We start from the raw sequence: 17,193 nt of genomic DNA, 5'->3' as shown, positions 1-17,193 counted from the left end.
TAAATACAACATGCCGAACCCAGTAATCACCAATATACATCTGTAACATTTTCAAAAACATTTTCTATCATGGTCAACTCCGTTCTACCTTCTGAAAAATCAATATCAATACGAGTAGGTATAAACTTTTTATTTTCACGCCAATGAAATTCAAATAAATTCAAAGGCCCATAAACACCCACAGCTCGACCATCGATTTTAATATGAGGTTTAGGCTGAACATCGTGAATCATTCTCGCAAAACACTCCCCATATCTTAAACTCTCATTTACCCCGTTTCGCTTCCAACTCTGACGCCATGATTTTTGCTCACTAACACCTGTTCTTTTAAAAATGAATTTTTTAAAACTATTATCTTGAGCATTATCTATATGAAATAAATCGACTGTTTTTTTAGTTGAATAATCAATTTGACGAATCTTATTAGAAAGGAATTTATTTTTTGATGCTAGCTTTATAGACAACTTAGCAATACCGATATCATTAAAAGTAGGAGTAAAATTATTTAGTAATACAGGAGGATAAAGTCTCAATTGCAACCATCCACTTTTATTTATCACTAAGTGTTGACGTTTTATTTTTCCCGCCAAAGAACTTCTTTGCTCTACCCACACCCGATTTACTCCCGTACTATTGCCATCCTGCCATTCGTTACGACCTTGAGAAAACCTTAAGTCTAATACAGAATCTTTATATCTAGGAGAATCAGGGAAATTAGAATTCAATACATCATCCCCAACCATCAATTCGTAACGCATCACATTTTCATACTCTCTATTATCAAACTTCTCTTTAGTTCCATTAATAGTATAAGCTACTAAGTCTAGTTCAAAATCTATTTTTTTCCACTCCCATTGTGAATCCGATTTTTCTATCCAAATAGGTACTGACAACTCTATATATGAACCTCGTATATTACTTTCCGTTTTCCATCCTGCGGGACCAATAACACGTGGCCAACCCGGACTTATATTTGGAAGTGTTTGCCCAGGATAAGTAAACTCATAAAACCATTTACCCTCTATTGGAATTTCATTAATAGAACAATGATTTTTTTTCCAATGGATATAAGGATCATTAGAGAATATAGTCTGATCCTTTTTATAAAACTTTTCTGTTACAACATCTTTATCTGCATCATATGAAGCCGAAACTTCAACCCTCTTCCATGGAGATTGGACTGAAATTATAGGATCTGCTGTAAAAATAACTTTTGAACTTTGTATAGAAACCTGCGACACTCCTTTATATTCGCCATCATAACCATAGATAAAACAAGATAACAGCTCCTTGTGCTGCTGATTAATACCTATCAACCACCATTTCCCATTATAGGTGAATAGTTTACATCCTAAATCATGAACAATATTTTCAAGAACATCATATACAGTATCCCTTTCCCAACTCCCACCTATTCCGAATTCCTCTTCTTCGTAATCTTCTGTATACAATCTTCCATTCACATAAATTTCATCCCAACGAAAACCGTTACCTGCAACAATAGAAGGACAGAAATACAAATCTTGTTTAAGACCTGTCATCTCTAAAGCTTTACACAGATAATCAATAATTGACCTATCTGTAGTATAATAGGCCGTATCAGGAAACTCTTTCCCTTCAAGCACTCCTATACCATCCGTTGCAGTCATCGACACAAATAAAGTAGGCGACTTATAAGGTTCTGAATATTGGTCAGGTAACAAAAAGCCACGCCATAACAGAACATTATTCTCATCAGTCAAATCAACTTGATACCTAGTTTCTGATCCCGTAAATAAATGGTAGAACTTACCATCCGCCCCATCTTTAACTAATAAATCAAAAACTAAAGACGAAGTCATCAAGGATTGATATTTATCATCAGAACCTTCGTACGTAAGTTTAACAGAACTTTTAGCCGCTTGATTTTCGATTGCATCATTCCATAACAACGGATCATTAACATCAATAACATCGACATAAACCTCTGACTCCGTATCCATTATTTTTATCCTAACTTGTTTCATCCCCCAATTCGTTTACTTCTTGTTGCATGACGATCTAAAATCAATTTCAAATCACCACCACTAACCGCCAATCTTCCACCTAAAAAAATCTGCGTTTCTCCACCACCTGCAGGTTTGATTAAGTTCTTCAGTTTATCTAAAGGAGCAATTACTTCAGGGTTACGAGTAGCCCCAGCATATTCCCCCATTAACCCTAGGGTCGGCCCATAAACAATTCCACCATCTGCAAATTTCGGCACTTGCGAATGTGCAGACATAACAGCTCCCATAGCGGCAGCTATTAAACCGGGTAAAACAAAGGCTGCCATTGGACCAAATCCTTTTGCCGTTTCTGTACCAATAACAACCGAGTTGGAAACTGATTGCGACAACCCCATAGCAATTATTTTAACAACAGCTTCAGCCATAGCTTGACCGAATTGCTCCAAACCGTTTTCCGCCTCTCCCATAGATTGCACAAAAGAACTACCAAAGGCTGCAAAAGAATCACCTGCTAAATTTGCATAAATTTGAGCCTCCTCTTGTTTACGTCTAATAACATCACTACTCAATTGAGCTTGACCTTCAACATAAGATTGAAAATTATCGAACGACGATTTAAATTGACTTGTATTCAAACTGGATTCATCAACATCAATTTTGATTTGAAACTCAATATCTTTTATCTGATTTGTCAAAGATTGATACGCAAGATTCGCCTCACCAAAAACAACTCGAATAGCTTCTCTTTGTCTTTCCAATGTTTTGATTTGCTTTTCCATTTCAGCTGTAGAACCAGCAATCACAGGTGAAAAATCAACAGCTGCAACAGTTGCTTTTTCTCTTTTTTCTGTTTTAGGGGTTTTAATTATTGGTGCCTTAGGTTTATTAGCCTTTGAAAGCATTGCCTCATATCGCTCAATGTCTGCAGTAAGCTCTTTATATTTACTAGAAGAACGATCTAAAACTTCTCTTTCAGATCTTAGGGTTTTAATCTTTTCTGATATCGCTTTATCTGAGTTTTCATGAACTTTACTTGATGCATCAACAGCACCATTAGCCAAACCTTCTGCTTTAACATAATCATTTAAAACTGCAATCTTGCTTTCATACTTCTCTCTACCCTTTTCAAGAACACCTAACTGCTTAGAATACTCTTCTCTAAACTCAGCCGCTTGTTGTTTACTAAGACTTAACTCTTTTATGTAATCCTCTAATTGCTCCTTGGTACGAATAATAACACCCGCCTGCCCTCCATAAATTCGAGACAAAGCATCCGCATTAGCTTGAAAACGCTGCACACTTTTAGCTTCTTCTTCGATTTGCTCTTGATACAATTGTGTTTTTTTCGCCATTAAAGCTTGTTCCCTTGCCTTACTATTCAAGGCGTTTATGTATTTGCCAATAGCATCTGTAGCTTCTTTCGTATTAATGGTTTCTAGATTTATATTTCCTAGATATTGAGGAGAAATTTCATTAAGCTTTTTAATCGCATCCAGACGATCCTTTTTCAACGCATTTTCATCTTGAGCAACCAATAACAAAGAATCCAATTCTGCACGTTCTTTTGCTGTGTTTTTTAAAGCTTCCGTATTTACATCATTCAACATTTTTTGCATTTGAGCCGCTTCACTGCCTTTTCTTGTAAAAAAATAAAGAGCTGTACCTGCTGCCGTAATAACAGTAGCTAAAGCTATCCACGGATTCGCTGCTATCACCGCATTTAACTTTGCAATACCAGACATAATCTCAGGAATAAAAGAAACCACCCCTCCAATAGTAGTAATAACAGTTCCTGCCATCTGATCCACATAACGACCGATATACATCCCAGCCTGACCAATTGAACTCCCTATCTCATCAAACTTTGCTTTATGCTGTTCTAATTTAACCGCCGCTTGATTTAGCTTATCCGCCAACTCTTTTACATTAACCTGAAACCCAACATTTATTGACGCTACTGACATATTACATTGTATTTTTTACCTCTCTTTGTTTATCAACCTTTTCCCAATACGCTCTTTGCTCCTCTACCTCTCTAAGTTCTTCCTCTAAATCAATCGCTGGGTTCAATTCTTTTTCAAAATCCAATAAGAATAAATCTTGCTCTTTAAATCCCTTTTCCTGATACGGCAAAAGACAAGCATACATTATTTTTCGAACCCTTATTAATGCCTCATTTTGCTGAAAACGCTTCTTCTTAAAATACCCTTGACAGATATTAGAAAATTGACGCAAAGTCAACTCATAGAAGTAATCCAACCGCAAACCAATCTCACCACAGGCCAATTGTTCATAATCGTCCCATGTGAGATAGTCTACTTTCCCAAATCACTTTGCTCTGGTTGATCCTTACCTTTTGGTGCTGAAACAGATTCGATTAACAGTTCAATGACTTGAACAACAACCTCAGGATTACTACCTAAGTAATTCAAAGCATCATCCTTGCTAATTTTGTTTTCTGAACATTCAATTAGAACATCCGATAAAACATCTAAAGCACTCAAACTAACATCACCATCAGTAGAGACAGCACAAACTTTTACTACTTTCTCAAGAATTCCATTAACAGATTCAATCCCCCATTTTTTTCCCAGCCTAAATAAGACAGAAAAAGGAAAGTGCAGATTCACATCTACACCTTCAACACTGATTTTAATTTGCCTTTTCATATTAAACAACTTTTTCTCTCACCAAATCACCCTGACCAACAAAACTAAAAGAACCTTTTACCGCCGCTCCTCTTGAAGCATCAACAGACGCTTGAGAAACAATCACTTTTCCTTTTAAAAGGAAATCCCCTTCTTCATTCGTCGTAAACTCAAAATCCAATTCAGTACCTGCTAATTGATAATCAATAATATCCATTGCATCAACTTGTGTTGAACTAAGCGGCTTGTCTGCAACTAGAGCTTCTGTTGAAGCACTCCAAGAATACCCATCAGGCACACTCATTTTCCCATCCGTATCCTTTGTTGCGATCTCTTCTAATTCTGTTGAAATATCAACTTTACAAGAGTTCGCATGATAAAGCGTTTTTCCACCTAAAGAAATACGCACCTTTTTTCCTTTATAAATTCCGTTAATCGACATAATCACATATTGCTTTAAAATAAATTGACACTACTATACTTTGATCCTTATCAATAAAATCAATCCCCGATCCTTCGTAAATAAATCTATCATCGATAAACCCCTTTACAGCATCAGAAAATCTCATAGCTTCGCTAATCTTGTTCGGAGAAAAATAAGTGTGCAATCCCACATTATACTCATCTCCATCAAATGTTCCTGGCACTTGTTGTATCGTGTAAATTGAAAAGGGATATCCCACTCCTTCACCTGCCACAACAGGGAAAATTCTCTTTTCAACTACATCGGAAAACAATTCAGATTCAGAGAATAATTGATATAATTTTTTACTTAACTCAAGCATTATTATTCTGTTTTATTAATGTTTCTAGATTCACACCGATTTTAGTTTTTAAAGAAGCTTCTAAACCACTCTTTTTACTTTCAAACGTTCTTGTAATGAAAGGATCTGCTTTAACTTGTCCTTGTGTTTTTTCGGGGAGTGTTTTCTTACGCCATCGCTTCAAAGGATTTCGTTTTAACGAGTTGGTATTCCTATAAATGCGATGTCCATTGTGAACCATTTGCGCATACCAACCATCAAAACCATCTTGAACTCTTGCACCAACCCAAACACGGACATAATTCTGACTTTTCGAATCAAAAACACCTATTGATTCCTTCAGATTACCAGCTCTTTGCTGAACTCTACCTGCACCATTTTTTCGACCGGAAGAAATAGCCTTTGACTTAACAGGAGTTTTACTCTTAACTGATGAAGACAATTCAGAAGCAACTTCAGTCAATATCTTGCGATACCGACCTTTCTCTTTCGCTCCTTCCGCTAACTGCTTGAGATTACTCCTTACTTCAATTATCGCTTTAATCATAAACAAAACACATTAATTGCAAATGTGATCTACGACCAATTTCAGAGACATGAGTTATAGCATAAAACTGGTTACTGTACTCTACAATAAATTCATTCCCGCGTTCCAAAACTGTTTTATTAAAACGAATAGTAAAACTCTTATTCATTAAATGACGAATATTCCCTTCTACATTTTCTGAACCTGTATCAAAATCAACTCTAGCCCAACAGGCCGTTATCTTTTGCCTTTCAATCTTTTCTTCACCAATACCGTTTTGAGTTTTAACGTTTTCGTAAATAACTATTCGCCTATCCATTTGCCCAATAAAAGGCTTATTTACTTGGCCATACGGCTTTCTTACTGCCATTTTCTATACGGTCTTAAAAGATTATTCACTGCTGTATTATTTCCCTGATTTCTATCCTCACGTTTCTCAAAAGAATCTCCAATCATCAAAAGCATTGCTGATAAGATATCTTTTGGCAATGTTTCAGAATCAAACCCCAACTCAACTGTTACTTTGAGTTGTTGCTCTGGTTCTAACTTTACATTCTTAAAAGACACTTCATAAATCTCAGTAGCTCTTTTTGTTTGAGAATAAGCAGAAGCAGGAAGAAGAATTGAATCAACACCTTCTCCCAACACTTCTACCTTTTGAATCTTGTCATTCAAAGATGATCTTTCAATAACAATCGATTCAGCATTATGAGTCAAGAATTCAATTATACCCTTCTTTAAAACCCTTTCAGTATAGTTTTCGGATTGAGTAATAGCAGATGCTATTGCTAGCTCAATCAACATATCCTCCTCGTCATTATCAGCATCCAAGCGCAAGTGCTTTTTCGCCAATTCCAACTTCACTACTTCTACATTTTCTATAGCAATAACATCTGCATTCATACCAACCAAACTATTAATTATGAAAGATTTTTATTTAACGTATTCCGCGTATTTCGCTTCCACGATTTCTGCTGCCACTTCCTCATGTAAAGCCACTTCTTGGCCTACATTGTACGGAAGTTTAAATTTTCCCGCTGGGGATAAAGTGAAACGAATGAGAGTTTCATTTTTCTTTGCTTTTACTGCTTTAGGAAGTTTCTTTTCTAACTCCGCAACCTTAGCTTCAGCTTTTTCCAACTTCCCCTGTAATTCAGTCTTCTCTGTTTCTAATGCTGTAACTTTCTCTTCCAACTCTACAACATTTGCATTAGAAGCCGTTTCTGTTTGATCTAAAAGAGCAGGAGCTTTTTCTGCTCCTGGTCCTTGTTTTTTATTATCTGTACTCATGACTTACGCTTTTAAGAATTTATTTACTGCGAACGCTTCAGGATTAGCTGATTGAATATCTGCATACAAGTTAGAATACAATATTACCTCTCCTGTACTTGCTCCTGTAACTGTATCAGCAGTAAAGTTCACACCACCCCATTGACCGATGTACAACTCAGAGAAGTTCCCATAAATCAACGTTTGCAAGCCAGCTAATTCTTCAACTAAGTTGGTAACGATTGTTTTTTGACCATCAATCAATCCGTTTTCCATCACAAAACGTCCACTTCCCGCATCTTTTTTAGTCGTTTTAGCCGCTGCCGCTAATTTTGAATTCAAGATAAACACTTCGTTTCCTGCATCTGCATTCGCTCCGGCAATCAACCCCCATAACTCCACAGCCGCTTCATAAGACATTTCCGCTTCAGCAACAGCTTTCGCAAGTTGAACCCCCGTCATGTTTAAAATACCTAAAGGCTCTTTAACACCATCACCATTCAAAGCTGCTTTATTCAGGGCTCTTGCAGCTGCAAAACGCAACTTGTTATAAATCATATTCTCTACAGCAACAGATGATTGCATAATCAATTGCTTTGAAACAGAAACCCCAGCACCAGCTCTTTTTGGCTTCATAATTGGCCCGTCAATTTCCTCTGCCTCTAAAATGATTTTCTCTCGCTCAGATAGCCATTTGTATTCATAGTCTGAAAATTTAGGTAAAGAAACATTTCCAACTAATCCAGATAAGAAACTCGCACCCACATCCTCCAAAAACAATTTTGGAATAAAACCTTCGACTACATTAATATCTGTAGGCACTAATTTTCCTCCAAATTTTCCTGAATCTTCAGTAACTGTTTGCCCTGTTGCGCGAACCATAGAAGCAGGAATAGAGAAACTATCTTTAGTATCAAATCCTAAATGCAAACTTTCAGCTTCTCTAACCGCTTCATCATTCATTTCTTTTTCTACACCATCTAACGCAGTCCCCGCAGTAATACTTCTTGCTGCTTTTAAGAAAGAAAAACGCTTTGCAATTTTTTCAATTTCCGCACCTTCTCCACCACCTGCTGGCGCACCTGCTAACCCAGCAAATCTTCGCTGTCTTTCTTCGTGCTTCTCAGCCGCTTCAATTTCACCATCTAAACCTTCAATCTTAGCATCGGAACTATCCAATTCATCTTGTTCCTTCTGAGACACCTCTCTATCTTCCTTTTCAACCAACTTATATATCGCTTGTTGACGTTGCAGAAGAGCCATTCTTTCCTGCTTTAATAAATCAGACTTTTTCATCTTACTTTAACATTTTAATTTTTAAATCAACCAAAGCAGCTCTAACTGCATATTTGTTTTTTACATCTCCATTTGCTTTAGGAAATCTTTGTTCAAAATCTTTTTTATATTCAGCCGATCGTTTCAACGCATCAGGATTACTTCCAATTGGAACGATACTCCATTCCAACAGTGATTGTCTATCGAAGTACAACAAATCAGGATTCTCCCCTTCATCAAAATCACCCCAATGCCAATCGTGAACATCGGCTCCAATAGATGCCATTCTAAGTGTTCCGTTTTGAACTTTTCTAAACACCTTCTCCGCTAACGGATTATCCTCTGCATTTTCAAAGGTTACTGTAGCAATCAACTCACCATTTTCAACCCTCACAACCGAAGTACCAATCACCATATCCGGATCATCTGAATAGGATTTATGTGCATATAACACAACCGGATTGAGCGCGTAACGCTCCAACTCCCAACCATCTATTTTAAAGACCGTTCCGTATGTATCTGGAGTTTCTGAACTGATTACAAACTCAGCTTGTCTATTCTCAATTTGCTCTTCAGTTAAAACTCGTACAACCGCTTCCCTAACTACCTTGCTCATTATTCAATTCCTTTTTATTTTTATCAATCATAAAACTCAACAATTCCATATTTACAGGTGTTAACGGCTCATCAAGTCCTTCTAGCGGATTCAAATCCTCTAATGCTCTAACTTCATTTCTAGTCATTATTCCCGCATAAACCATAGCAGAATAAAACTTTTGCCTAGCTTCTAAATCTCCCCTTAATAAAACCTTTTCATTAAACTTTACATAAAGAGATTCTGAACTTTCGCGAGCAAACATCTTTCTGTTTAATTCTTGCTCAATTCGTGTTGTCCAAGGAAGCAAAGAATCTTGAACATGCTCAATAGATTGCGCTTGTATGTTTGAATAGTTTGCATTGGTAAGGTCCTTAAGCTTATGTGGTGCAATATTCAACCAGCGCGCTATTTCTGTTACTGAATACTTATTGGTTTCTAAGAATTGTGCTTCTTCAGGAGTAACACTAATTGATTTGTATTTTAAACCGTCATCAAGAACCGGAACTTTAAACTTATTCTTCTCAGCCATCTTTTTAGTAAATCCTTCAGAGATAGATTTTTTATTATCTACATGAATAGCTTTGTCACTTTCTATTACTCCGTACCCAATACCACGATCATTATAAATAGTAGAAGCGTATTTTTGCGCATCTAGATTTACACCTAAATTGTAAGCTGCCCATTTTATTACAGGAATTCCCATAATTCCATCGACGCTGAATGCTTTGAAATGCAATATATCACTGGACAAAAACACCTCTCCTTTTATTACATAGAACAGTTCATCATCTACACATCTAACGCCTACATTATAAACCTCTTGAATGATTAGTTTCTCTTCTATACCTAAACTATTACGATAAACCCGCACGTAACAATTTCCTTTCAGGATTACTTGCAAGACAACCGCTTTCCAAAAATCAAAAGCAGTCATCAGACCTGACGGCTCAGTTGATATGAGATAGTTCAAGGGATGACCAGCGTATCTCTCGCGACTATCTTCATCTTTCTTAAACACTGATTTAGGTAGCTTAGCTATATCGTTGCTTATCTGATCAACTGCATTATAAAATGCAGATAACGTTAATGCAGACGAAGCAGTAGCTAGCGTTCCTTCTACTGGAGAACCCATGAAGGAATTGTCCGAAGAAATCGAACTGTCAGAAGTTTTAAAAAGTCTACCTAAGAATCCAAACACTATCTTATCATTTGATGATTACATAGCAAACTTAAGTAGCAAAACCTTGACAAGGTGGGAACTTTGTTCCCGAAGTTTAATTATATTAGCTATTATTTAAATACTAAAAAAATGACACCAATATCTTTAGACTTGCTAAGCGAGAATATTCATAATCCACAGACTAGAGAATATTTTAAAGAAATTCTAAAATCATATTATCACGAATCTTACAGATCAGCTGTTGTAATGTTATACACAGTAACGATTACTGACTTATATCTAAAAATAGCTGAACTAGCACTTGATTATAATGATCAAAAAGCAGAAGGTATTTTAGATAAAATAAAAAAAAATAAACAAGAAAAACCAAAAGATACGAGCTGGGAAAATACTTTAACAAAACAAGCTCATGAATCACTAAAACTGATTAGTTTAGACACTTTCAATAACATAGAATATTTGAAACAAAAAAGACATTTATGCGCTCATCCCACTATACTAAATGAAAAACAACTTTATTCTCCCGACAAAGAGCTGACAAGATCCTTGATACAACAGATGTTACAAGAAGTTTTTATAATATCACCACTAGATAAAATAAATACAGTTTCAATTATTTTAACAGATATTGAATTTAAGAAAAAACGACTTTCACACCTTCAATTCAAAAAGTACTTTACAACGACTTATATAAACAAAATATCTTCCTTTCACCAACAAGACTTATTAATGAGTTTCTGGGAAATTGTTTTTTATTGCAATTCAGAAAAATGTAAAGACAATGAGTTTCATAACATTCTATTCATTAACACCTTATTAGAAAACAGAAAGTTTGATTTAACTCAATTCTTTTTTAAAAATAAAAGATTAGAAAAAAAACTAAACGAAGACATGATAGGTATTCTAATCACTTCAATATTAAATAAAAATACTGACATATATCCAGTTTTAGATGAATCATTAAAAAACTATATTGACAATACAATTGAATTAGATTACAATCTCCAAATAGTAAGTATATTTTACCTAACCTCAATAACAAAAAATGAAATTGAAATTTTTTTAAAGGAAAAACTATTTAATTGTAATTTTTCTAAAAATGACACTTTTTCAAAATATCAAAAAGCAGAAGTTTATTACATAAATCAACTCGCAGCTACACTAGATTATTATGATTTTAATGACTTATCTAATGAAGTAATAATAAAATTTTTTATATCTAGTTCTCAGTTTTTATATGCAGACGAAAGATTCGACGCTTGTGTTTTTAATAGATTAAACGACTTTAGTGAAGATAGTCTAAAGATGCTTATTTCAGGAATAAACTCTAATAGTCAAATTTATGGTAGAAAAAAAGCAATCTCAACCAATTTATTGATTAAAGAAAAAATGTTAGAAAAAAACCCCAATTTTAATTTTGAAATTTACAATAACTTTCTATAATAAATTCTAAGAGAAGTGTGTAATATCTTCTCTTAGAATTTAAATAAAAACACCTTACAAGACCAAAGTAGAGAGTAATTACAATATAAATCACAGTTAAATCTTAATTATTAAATTAATACAGACAACATCATAATTAACAATAGCAAAATATCTTTTCAGACACTACTTAATTTACGATTAATAGTTCTTTTAAAACTCCAATAATTCTTATATCGTTTACTCCCGAAATACTTCTCATACAATCCATTTACATAATTAAACGCATCAATACGAGAAGAATACTTCGTGATATTTTTAAAATAGAATTCATAAAATCCTTCTGTCGAAGCAATTTGCTTCATCAATTCATTTTCTTGTTTTAGCCGTTCATTCTCTGCCTGGACCGCTAAATGATGTTGTGTTATCGTCATAATTTATCGTATTGGTTAAATATAAACTTCAGCTCCAGGTTTGCTGTATTTTCCTCCTTCATCTTCCTCAACTGACATTGATCCACCCAGCGCCATAATTGTAGAAACAATCCCATCGATTCGTTTCCCTCCTTTGTTCGAATTTCCTTTATGAACTTTTATGTTTTCGTTTGCGTCTTGATAGATAGAACAACCGGAAAGCATCCATTGCAAAATCGGATTACCGTCGTGTTTTAATTTTCCCTCATAGGTCAATCGCTCAAATTGCTTAGTCGGAAAGGACATCACACCTACTACTTGACTAAAGAAACTGATACTCATTCCCTCCTCGGTTAATTCTTGTGCTAATTGCGCACAGTTCCATTGGTCCGCCTCAATGCGTTGAATATTCAGCTCTCGATACGTTGCTCGAATAGTATCTTTCAAATATTCATAGTCAACTACATTACCTGGTGTTGCAATCATATATCCAGCATCCACCCAATATTGATAGGGTACGCGATCCTCTTTGCTTCTTCTTTCTATTGTATCTTTTGGACAAAAGAAATAAGGCTTTATATATCGATTCATTTCTTCGTCTGGTTCTGATACCGCTACATAACAAGTGATATCTGTAGTTGTAGATAAATCCATTCCTGCATATGCTCCAAATTGTGAAAACTTTTCCATTGGTAATTCATCCACTTTATTTGCCATCCATATTTCATTTGGAATCCAAATTGTAGGTGCATCCACCCACATATTTAAATGTTTCGTTTTGAAGTTTGGAATCTTACTTGGTTGGTTCCGTGCCTTGATGTATTCTTTTTGAATGTTATCGATATCTAAACCAAATCCCAAAAGCGGATTTGCTTTAAACCAGTTGTCTTCATTTTCCCAATCATCGCTTTCGTCTAAATCATGAATCATAACCCACAAGTGATCGTCTTGATTCCTTCCTTCCAGCACTTCTGTAACTGCTTCTTCATATCGCTTGCAGGCACTCATTAAGTTTACACCGGCTGTTGTGATATGATAAGTAATTGGCTGCTTCCTGGATACCGAACTCGATTCCAAATTTTCCTTAACCGTATCGTCCTTGTGCGCGTGATACTCGTCAATGATTGCAACATGGGCGTTAATTCCATCCTGTGTTTTAGAATCACCTCCAAGCGGCATCATAACGGATTGTGTTCTTCCAAACTTGATTTCCTTTTGAAAACATTGGAATCCCATATTTCGAAGGTTAGGATTTGAAACTGGAGAATCAATAAACATCTTAGCTTGGTTCCAACAGATTTTTGCTTGCTCTTCTTTGGTTGCTCCGACATAGATTTGCGCCCCCATCTCCACATCAAACGACATACAAAACAAAGCAAGCCCCGCCATTTCTGCTGTTTTTCCGTTTTTCTTAGCGCGTTTATCATAAACCGTATTAAACCGACGCACTCCAGTTTCTTTGTGAATCCATCCGAAAATATTGTAGATGGTAAACGCTTGAAAAGGAGCCAAAAAAAATCGCTGACCTGCCATCTTTCCGGTTGTATGATTTAAGAAATTTGGAAAGAAATTAACGGCTCGCATTCCTTTATCGTGATCAATTGTAAATCCTTTTGCATCCGACTCTTCAATGAACTTATAAAACCGCTCAACAGCGAGCTGTATTTTTTTGCCTGTTTTCAACTTTCCACTCCTCACCATTTCTGCATATTGAAAAGCTGGTGAAGAAAGCATTTCTTTGGTTAGTTTCATAACTCTTCCACTTTTCTTATTAATAGCCAGATCGGCATAGCATCGCCTTGATTATAATTAAACATCTTTTCACAAATATAGGTATGGCCTATCTGGCATGAATTGGTTCTGATGTCAATACCCGATGAATATGGATAATATTCAAAAACGACGCCCTTTTTTAGACATAATTCAAACAATTCTTTCGCATATGCATTGAGTTTATCCTTGTTGTATTTTTTCATGTTTTAGTTTTTACCCGTTACTATATTTTTGATTTAAAAACCCCGCAAACAAATCACCTTGTCCAGGATCTCCTTTTGGCACATCCACCAATTTATTTCTATCCTTGAATGAAAATCCAAAATGTTTAGATAATTCATCCATATCCTTGATCATCTTTTCGCGAATGGTTACATAACCACTTACGTTTGTAGCTCCAGTTGCAAAGGTTTGAATCAATCCGCCTTGAAAACCTCGTGAATTGATCTCCGCTTCCGCTTGAATGTAGTAATCAATTGTAGTTGCCAATCGGTGTAAATGCACCAAATCGGGCTTGGTTAATTTATTTGAACTCACCAACTGCTCACCAAAATATTTGTACCAAAACTTCTGGTCCTTTGTCAAATTGAATTTTGCCATTGCAGCTGGAAGCTTATCCAAGACATCATAAAGCTGTTGATTCTTTCCTGTGGTAGTTGCATTTTCCCATTCTACAATTTCACCACTCATGTTTAATAGTTTATTCTCTTTCATTCTTGTAAAACTTAGTTATTAATCACTCATACCCCCCTCCCCTAAATTCATTGTGAGTAAAATCCTTGGTAACATGCGATGTACAGCGGTCACATTCTCGGGAGATTTTACCCCCTATCCCCATGCGATTCTCGAGCCGATTTTTTATTGTGACAGCTCGCGCACATCGGTTGTAGGTTGTCTTCACTCAGTCGTTCACCTCCTCGGTTAATCGGTTGAATGTGGTCCGCTACAGTTGCGGGAGTAACTAAGCCTTCATGTTTACATTCCACGCATAACGGATTAGCATCTAAGAACGAGCGCCTCAACTTGCGCCACGCTCTCGAGTTATAGAACTCAGAGTTACTCCTTACATTCCTTTCAAACGGCTTGCGCTCTACTACCCAAGGACGTTTAATACTATCTATTCTCTTTGCCATAGCGCTCAATTATCATAGGAGTTCCTTTACTATAAGCTACCTCAAGATTTTCTTTATCTTCTTCAGAGAAATCTTTTGTGTCGGATACAGGAAAACATCCAATATCTAAATCACCTGGATCATAACAATAATCTTCACTTAATTGTTCTACACATACATTAGCAATATCGTATTCTTCACCCCAAATAATAACAGTCTTATCTAGTTCTGATTCAGGTAAACTGTTACAAAAATCTTTTAATTCTTTCCAATCCATAATCATTAACCACTTACAAATCCAAGTGGGAAGTTTTAAAGTAATAAGTCATCTGCGTCTTCGCCTAGCTCATTAATTTGCTTTCTTAATAAATTGAGTTTGGCTCTCCAAAGGCCACGATTCCCTTTCATGTGGTCAGCATAACCTTCTAAATCCCTTTGAATATCTTTTGCTTCTTCGACTAAATCATAGAGTTCTGAATCAGTACTATAACAATCATAACAAAGCATTTGTTTCGTAAAGTTTGATTCCCTTAAATCATTTAACTCTACCACTTCTTTACATTCACTACATGGTGTTGGCATTTCCATAATTTTTAATCACTTACAAATCCAAGTGAGAAGTTTTAGTTACTATTTTCTTTTTCCTTTAGTCAATTCACAAACTATCAACCAAATGAATAGTGCACAGAAGAAAGCCGTTAGCTTATGACTCTCAATTGTATTAAAAAAACTTTCCATAACTCTATTTTTTAAAACGGTGTATCATCATCCCCAAAAGCTTCAGCTGCACTAACAGTTGGAACATACTCACTAGGATTACCATACACATTTGTTTCTTGCTGATTACTTCCATTCTCATTACTATCTGTTGGATCAATAAACTTGGTCTTATCACCAATCCATTTCAAATATGTTGTTCCAACGGAACCAGCGCGGTATTTAGCAAAGATTATTTCCGTATCAGCCCCTTGCCTTGTCATCTCGTCATACTCCGGATTGCCTCCAATTTCGATATTGTAGTATTCCGGACGATAGATAAACTCAACGATATCCGCATCTTGCTCAATGGAACCCGATTCTCTCAGGTCCGACAACAACGGACGTTTAGAACCGCCTCGTGTTTCAACTGCTCTAGACAACTGAGACATCACGATGATCGGAATATCCAACTCTTTTGCCAACAGCTTCAATCGACGACTAACGGAACTCACTTCATTCTCTCGGTTATTTCCTTTTGTCTTATCACTCACAAGCTGTAAGTAATCAATCACTAACAACTTGATATCGTGCTTGCGCTTCCAACTCCTCGCTTCAACGATGATATCCGAGATATCATTCACCCCTGAATCCTTCATTACGATTTGATACTTAGCCATTCGACCTGAGTGCATCATAAACGTTTGGAAGTATTCAGGCTTATCAAATCCTGTTTTAAGTAATTGCCCTAAGTGAAAGTTGGTATCAATAGCAACCATTCGTCCTGTCAACTGTTGCACTGGCATCTCCAAAGAGATCACACCAACCGAATTACCAACCTTTGCATTTTCGATTACCGTCTTCAGTGCTTTCGCTGTTTTTCCCATACCAGGGCGCGCAGCAACAATTACTAAATCTCCATTTTGATACCCAGATGTATACGCGTCGATTCGCTTAAACCCTGTCGGAACTCCAGTTACTTTACTCTCACCCGTACTTTTAGAAATGAATTCCAAACGCTTTGCTAGGTCCTGCAAGGATTCTGCAATAGTCACACTTGAGCGTCCCGTCGTGATTAGTTCCGTAACGGTATCGAATTCTTTATTCCAACGTGCCAACAAATCAAATACATCAATACTTTCATCCATTGCCGCCGAACTCATCCCAGCATTAAAACTCACGATCATTCGACGAAGCTTGTATTGCAAAAGAATTCGAGAATGATACTCAATGTGCGCTGCCGACATGCTGTTTTGAACAAGTGCCACAACCAAACCTTCTGCAGCAACTCCATTCGCTCTCAGCTTCTGCGAAACGCTAATCATATCCACTGGTTGAGAACTTGAATACAATTCTTGAACCGCTTCGAATATTTGCACATGCTCCGGAACATAAAACACAGAAGAATCTTTAATCACTTGCATTGATTCATCCAGCGCTTGCTTGTTGTTTATCATTCCACCCAATACCGTTTCTTCAGTATCTTTTGAATGCGGCGGAACTAATCCTTTTGAAATTGTTTGACTCAT

Annotated in this window: 22 protein-coding genes; 1 reads left to right on the top strand and 21 read right to left on the bottom strand. The window is 36.2% G+C overall.

The window, feature by feature from the left end:
* Window positions 1-26 precede the first annotated feature (26 nt).
* Genes FBR08_RS10130 through FBR08_RS10070 form a run of 13 tightly spaced genes read right to left on the bottom strand, consistent with a single transcriptional unit; the run spans window position 27 to window position 10,266 of the window.
* A complete protein-coding gene (locus tag FBR08_RS10130; protein WP_158962598.1) occupies window positions 27-2,006 on the bottom strand; it encodes a hypothetical protein in 1,980 nt (659 codons plus the stop codon).
* A complete protein-coding gene (locus tag FBR08_RS10125; RefSeq protein WP_158962597.1) occupies window positions 2,003-3,952 on the bottom strand; it encodes a hypothetical protein in 1,950 nt (649 codons plus the stop codon). The genes FBR08_RS10130 and FBR08_RS10125 overlap by 4 nt, the downstream gene beginning before the upstream one ends.
* 1 nt (window position 3,953) lies before the next feature.
* A complete protein-coding gene (locus tag FBR08_RS10120; protein ID WP_158962596.1) occupies window positions 3,954-4,274 on the bottom strand; it encodes a hypothetical protein in 321 nt (106 codons plus the stop codon).
* 29 nt (window positions 4,275-4,303) lie between these two features.
* Window positions 4,304-4,657 carry a hypothetical protein gene (locus FBR08_RS10115; RefSeq protein WP_158962595.1) on the bottom strand — a complete coding sequence of 118 codons (354 nt, stop codon included), beginning with the start codon at window positions 4,655-4,657 and terminating at the stop codon, window positions 4,304-4,306.
* Window position 4,658: 1 nt separating this feature from the next.
* Window positions 4,659-5,078, bottom strand: a complete 420-nt coding sequence (locus FBR08_RS10110) for a hypothetical protein (protein WP_158962594.1) — start codon at window positions 5,076-5,078, stop codon at window positions 4,659-4,661.
* Window positions 5,068-5,421 (bottom strand): hypothetical protein, encoded by a 354-nt coding sequence (locus tag FBR08_RS10105; RefSeq protein WP_158962593.1) that lies wholly within the window; start codon window positions 5,419-5,421, stop codon window positions 5,068-5,070. Before FBR08_RS10105 ends, FBR08_RS10110 begins: the two co-directional genes overlap by 11 nt.
* The gene (locus FBR08_RS10100; RefSeq protein ID WP_158962592.1) at window positions 5,414-5,947 is read right to left on the bottom strand and encodes a hypothetical protein; all 534 of its coding nucleotides are present in this window, start codon (window positions 5,945-5,947) and stop codon (window positions 5,414-5,416) included. The genes FBR08_RS10105 and FBR08_RS10100 overlap by 8 nt, the downstream gene beginning before the upstream one ends.
* Window positions 5,940-6,296, bottom strand: a complete 357-nt coding sequence (locus FBR08_RS10095; protein ID WP_158962591.1) for a phage head completion protein — start codon at window positions 6,294-6,296, stop codon at window positions 5,940-5,942. The genes FBR08_RS10100 and FBR08_RS10095 overlap by 8 nt, the downstream gene beginning before the upstream one ends.
* On the bottom strand, window positions 6,287-6,829 hold the full coding sequence (locus tag FBR08_RS10090; protein ID WP_158962590.1) for a head-tail connector protein: 543 nt from the start codon (window positions 6,827-6,829) through the stop codon (window positions 6,287-6,289). The genes FBR08_RS10095 and FBR08_RS10090 overlap by 10 nt, the downstream gene beginning before the upstream one ends.
* Before the next feature lie 30 nt (window positions 6,830-6,859).
* Complete coding sequence (locus tag FBR08_RS10085) at window positions 6,860-7,216, bottom strand: hypothetical protein (RefSeq protein ID WP_158962589.1); 357 nt, start codon at window positions 7,214-7,216, stop codon at window positions 6,860-6,862.
* 3 nt (window positions 7,217-7,219) lie between these two features.
* Window positions 7,220-8,491 carry a phage major capsid protein gene (locus FBR08_RS10080; RefSeq protein ID WP_158962588.1) on the bottom strand — a complete coding sequence of 424 codons (1,272 nt, stop codon included), beginning with the start codon at window positions 8,489-8,491 and terminating at the stop codon, window positions 7,220-7,222.
* Between the two features lies 1 nt (window position 8,492).
* A complete protein-coding gene (locus FBR08_RS10075) occupies window positions 8,493-9,086 on the bottom strand; it encodes an HK97 family phage prohead protease (protein WP_158962587.1) in 594 nt (197 codons plus the stop codon).
* A complete protein-coding gene (locus tag FBR08_RS10070) occupies window positions 9,070-10,266 on the bottom strand; it encodes a phage portal protein (protein WP_158962586.1) in 1,197 nt (398 codons plus the stop codon). Before FBR08_RS10070 ends, FBR08_RS10075 begins: the two co-directional genes overlap by 17 nt.
* 111 nt (window positions 10,267-10,377) lie before the next feature.
* Here FBR08_RS10070 and FBR08_RS10065 point away from each other — a divergent pair, with 111 nt between their 5' ends.
* Entirely contained in the window at window positions 10,378-11,691 is a 1,314-nt protein-coding gene (locus FBR08_RS10065) for a hypothetical protein (RefSeq protein ID WP_158962585.1), read from the top strand.
* Window positions 11,692-11,849: 158 nt separating this feature from the next.
* Here the strand turns inward: FBR08_RS10065 and FBR08_RS10060 are convergent, their stop codons facing one another.
* The 8 genes from FBR08_RS10060 to FBR08_RS10025 form a co-directional block, all read right to left on the bottom strand.
* Window positions 11,850-12,104, bottom strand: a complete 255-nt coding sequence (locus FBR08_RS10060; RefSeq protein WP_158962584.1) for a hypothetical protein — start codon at window positions 12,102-12,104, stop codon at window positions 11,850-11,852.
* A gap of 15 nt (window positions 12,105-12,119) precedes the next feature.
* On the bottom strand, window positions 12,120-13,835 hold the full coding sequence (locus tag FBR08_RS10055; RefSeq protein WP_158962583.1) for a terminase large subunit: 1,716 nt from the start codon (window positions 13,833-13,835) through the stop codon (window positions 12,120-12,122).
* Window positions 13,832-14,059 carry a hypothetical protein gene (locus tag FBR08_RS10050; protein ID WP_158962582.1) on the bottom strand — a complete coding sequence of 76 codons (228 nt, stop codon included), beginning with the start codon at window positions 14,057-14,059 and terminating at the stop codon, window positions 13,832-13,834. The genes FBR08_RS10055 and FBR08_RS10050 overlap by 4 nt, the downstream gene beginning before the upstream one ends.
* Before the next feature lie 10 nt (window positions 14,060-14,069).
* The gene (locus FBR08_RS10045; RefSeq protein ID WP_158962581.1) at window positions 14,070-14,570 is read right to left on the bottom strand and encodes a P27 family phage terminase small subunit; all 501 of its coding nucleotides are present in this window, start codon (window positions 14,568-14,570) and stop codon (window positions 14,070-14,072) included.
* Between the two features lie 107 nt (window positions 14,571-14,677).
* Window positions 14,678-14,989 (bottom strand): HNH endonuclease, encoded by a 312-nt coding sequence (locus FBR08_RS10040; RefSeq protein WP_158962580.1) that lies wholly within the window; start codon window positions 14,987-14,989, stop codon window positions 14,678-14,680.
* The gene (locus FBR08_RS10035) at window positions 14,970-15,245 is read right to left on the bottom strand and encodes a hypothetical protein (protein WP_158962579.1); all 276 of its coding nucleotides are present in this window, start codon (window positions 15,243-15,245) and stop codon (window positions 14,970-14,972) included. The genes FBR08_RS10040 and FBR08_RS10035 overlap by 20 nt, the downstream gene beginning before the upstream one ends.
* A 35-nt stretch (window positions 15,246-15,280) precedes the next feature.
* Window positions 15,281-15,556 carry a hypothetical protein gene (locus tag FBR08_RS10030; RefSeq protein WP_158962578.1) on the bottom strand — a complete coding sequence of 92 codons (276 nt, stop codon included), beginning with the start codon at window positions 15,554-15,556 and terminating at the stop codon, window positions 15,281-15,283.
* Window positions 15,557-15,717: 161 nt separating this feature from the next.
* Window positions 15,718-17,193: a replicative DNA helicase gene (locus FBR08_RS10025; RefSeq protein WP_158962577.1), complete on the bottom strand. Its 1,476-nt coding sequence runs from the start codon at window positions 17,191-17,193 to the stop codon at window positions 15,718-15,720.

This window comes from Myroides fluvii (assembly GCF_009792295.1).
Taxonomy (GTDB): Bacteria; Bacteroidota; Bacteroidia; order Flavobacteriales; family Flavobacteriaceae; genus Flavobacterium; species Flavobacterium fluvii_A.
Note: the sequence above shows the minus strand (reverse complement) of the source record. Positions and strands in the feature narration are given on the sequence as shown.

Bases quoted from the DNA above. Each gene is read 5' to 3' on its own strand.
- FBR08_RS10105 (WP_158962593.1), bottom strand. From the start codon at position 5,421: ATGCTTGAGTTAAGTAAAAAATTATATCAATTATTCTCTGAATCTGAA.
- FBR08_RS10045 (WP_158962581.1), bottom strand. From the start codon at position 14,570: ATGAAAGAGAATAAACTATTAAACATGAGTGGTGAAATTGTAGAATGG.
- FBR08_RS10035 (WP_158962579.1), bottom strand. From the start codon at position 15,245: ATGGATTGGAAAGAATTAAAAGATTTTTGTAACAGTTTACCTGAATCA.
- FBR08_RS10025 (WP_158962577.1), bottom strand. From the start codon at position 17,193: ATGAGTCAAACAATTTCAAAAGGATTAGTTCCGCCGCATTCAAAAGAT.
- FBR08_RS10065 (WP_158962585.1), top strand. From the start codon at position 10,378: ATGACACCAATATCTTTAGACTTGCTAAGCGAGAATATTCATAATCCA.
- FBR08_RS10115 (WP_158962595.1), bottom strand. From the start codon at position 4,657: ATGAAAAGGCAAATTAAAATCAGTGTTGAAGGTGTAGATGTGAATCTG.
- FBR08_RS10110 (WP_158962594.1), bottom strand. From the start codon at position 5,078: ATGTCGATTAACGGAATTTATAAAGGAAAAAAGGTGCGTATTTCTTTA.
- FBR08_RS10080 (WP_158962588.1), bottom strand. From the start codon at position 8,491: ATGAAAAAGTCTGATTTATTAAAGCAGGAAAGAATGGCTCTTCTGCAA.
- FBR08_RS10055 (WP_158962583.1), bottom strand. From the start codon at position 13,835: ATGAAACTAACCAAAGAAATGCTTTCTTCACCAGCTTTTCAATATGCA.
- FBR08_RS10050 (WP_158962582.1), bottom strand. From the start codon at position 14,059: ATGAAAAAATACAACAAGGATAAACTCAATGCATATGCGAAAGAATTG.
- FBR08_RS10030 (WP_158962578.1), bottom strand. From the start codon at position 15,556: ATGGAAATGCCAACACCATGTAGTGAATGTAAAGAAGTGGTAGAGTTA.
- FBR08_RS10125 (WP_158962597.1), bottom strand. From the start codon at position 3,952: ATGTCAGTAGCGTCAATAAATGTTGGGTTTCAGGTTAATGTAAAAGAG.
- FBR08_RS10100 (WP_158962592.1), bottom strand. From the start codon at position 5,947: ATGATTAAAGCGATAATTGAAGTAAGGAGTAATCTCAAGCAGTTAGCG.
- FBR08_RS10095 (WP_158962591.1), bottom strand. From the start codon at position 6,296: ATGGCAGTAAGAAAGCCGTATGGCCAAGTAAATAAGCCTTTTATTGGG.
- FBR08_RS10090 (WP_158962590.1), bottom strand. From the start codon at position 6,829: ATGAATGCAGATGTTATTGCTATAGAAAATGTAGAAGTAGTGAAGTTG.
- FBR08_RS10085 (WP_158962589.1), bottom strand. From the start codon at position 7,216: ATGAGTACAGATAATAAAAAACAAGGACCAGGAGCAGAAAAAGCTCCT.
- FBR08_RS10130 (WP_158962598.1), bottom strand. From the start codon at position 2,006: ATGAAACAAGTTAGGATAAAAATAATGGATACGGAGTCAGAGGTTTAT.
- FBR08_RS10075 (WP_158962587.1), bottom strand. From the start codon at position 9,086: ATGAGCAAGGTAGTTAGGGAAGCGGTTGTACGAGTTTTAACTGAAGAG.
- FBR08_RS10040 (WP_158962580.1), bottom strand. From the start codon at position 14,989: ATGGCAAAGAGAATAGATAGTATTAAACGTCCTTGGGTAGTAGAGCGC.
- FBR08_RS10060 (WP_158962584.1), bottom strand. From the start codon at position 12,104: ATGACGATAACACAACATCATTTAGCGGTCCAGGCAGAGAATGAACGG.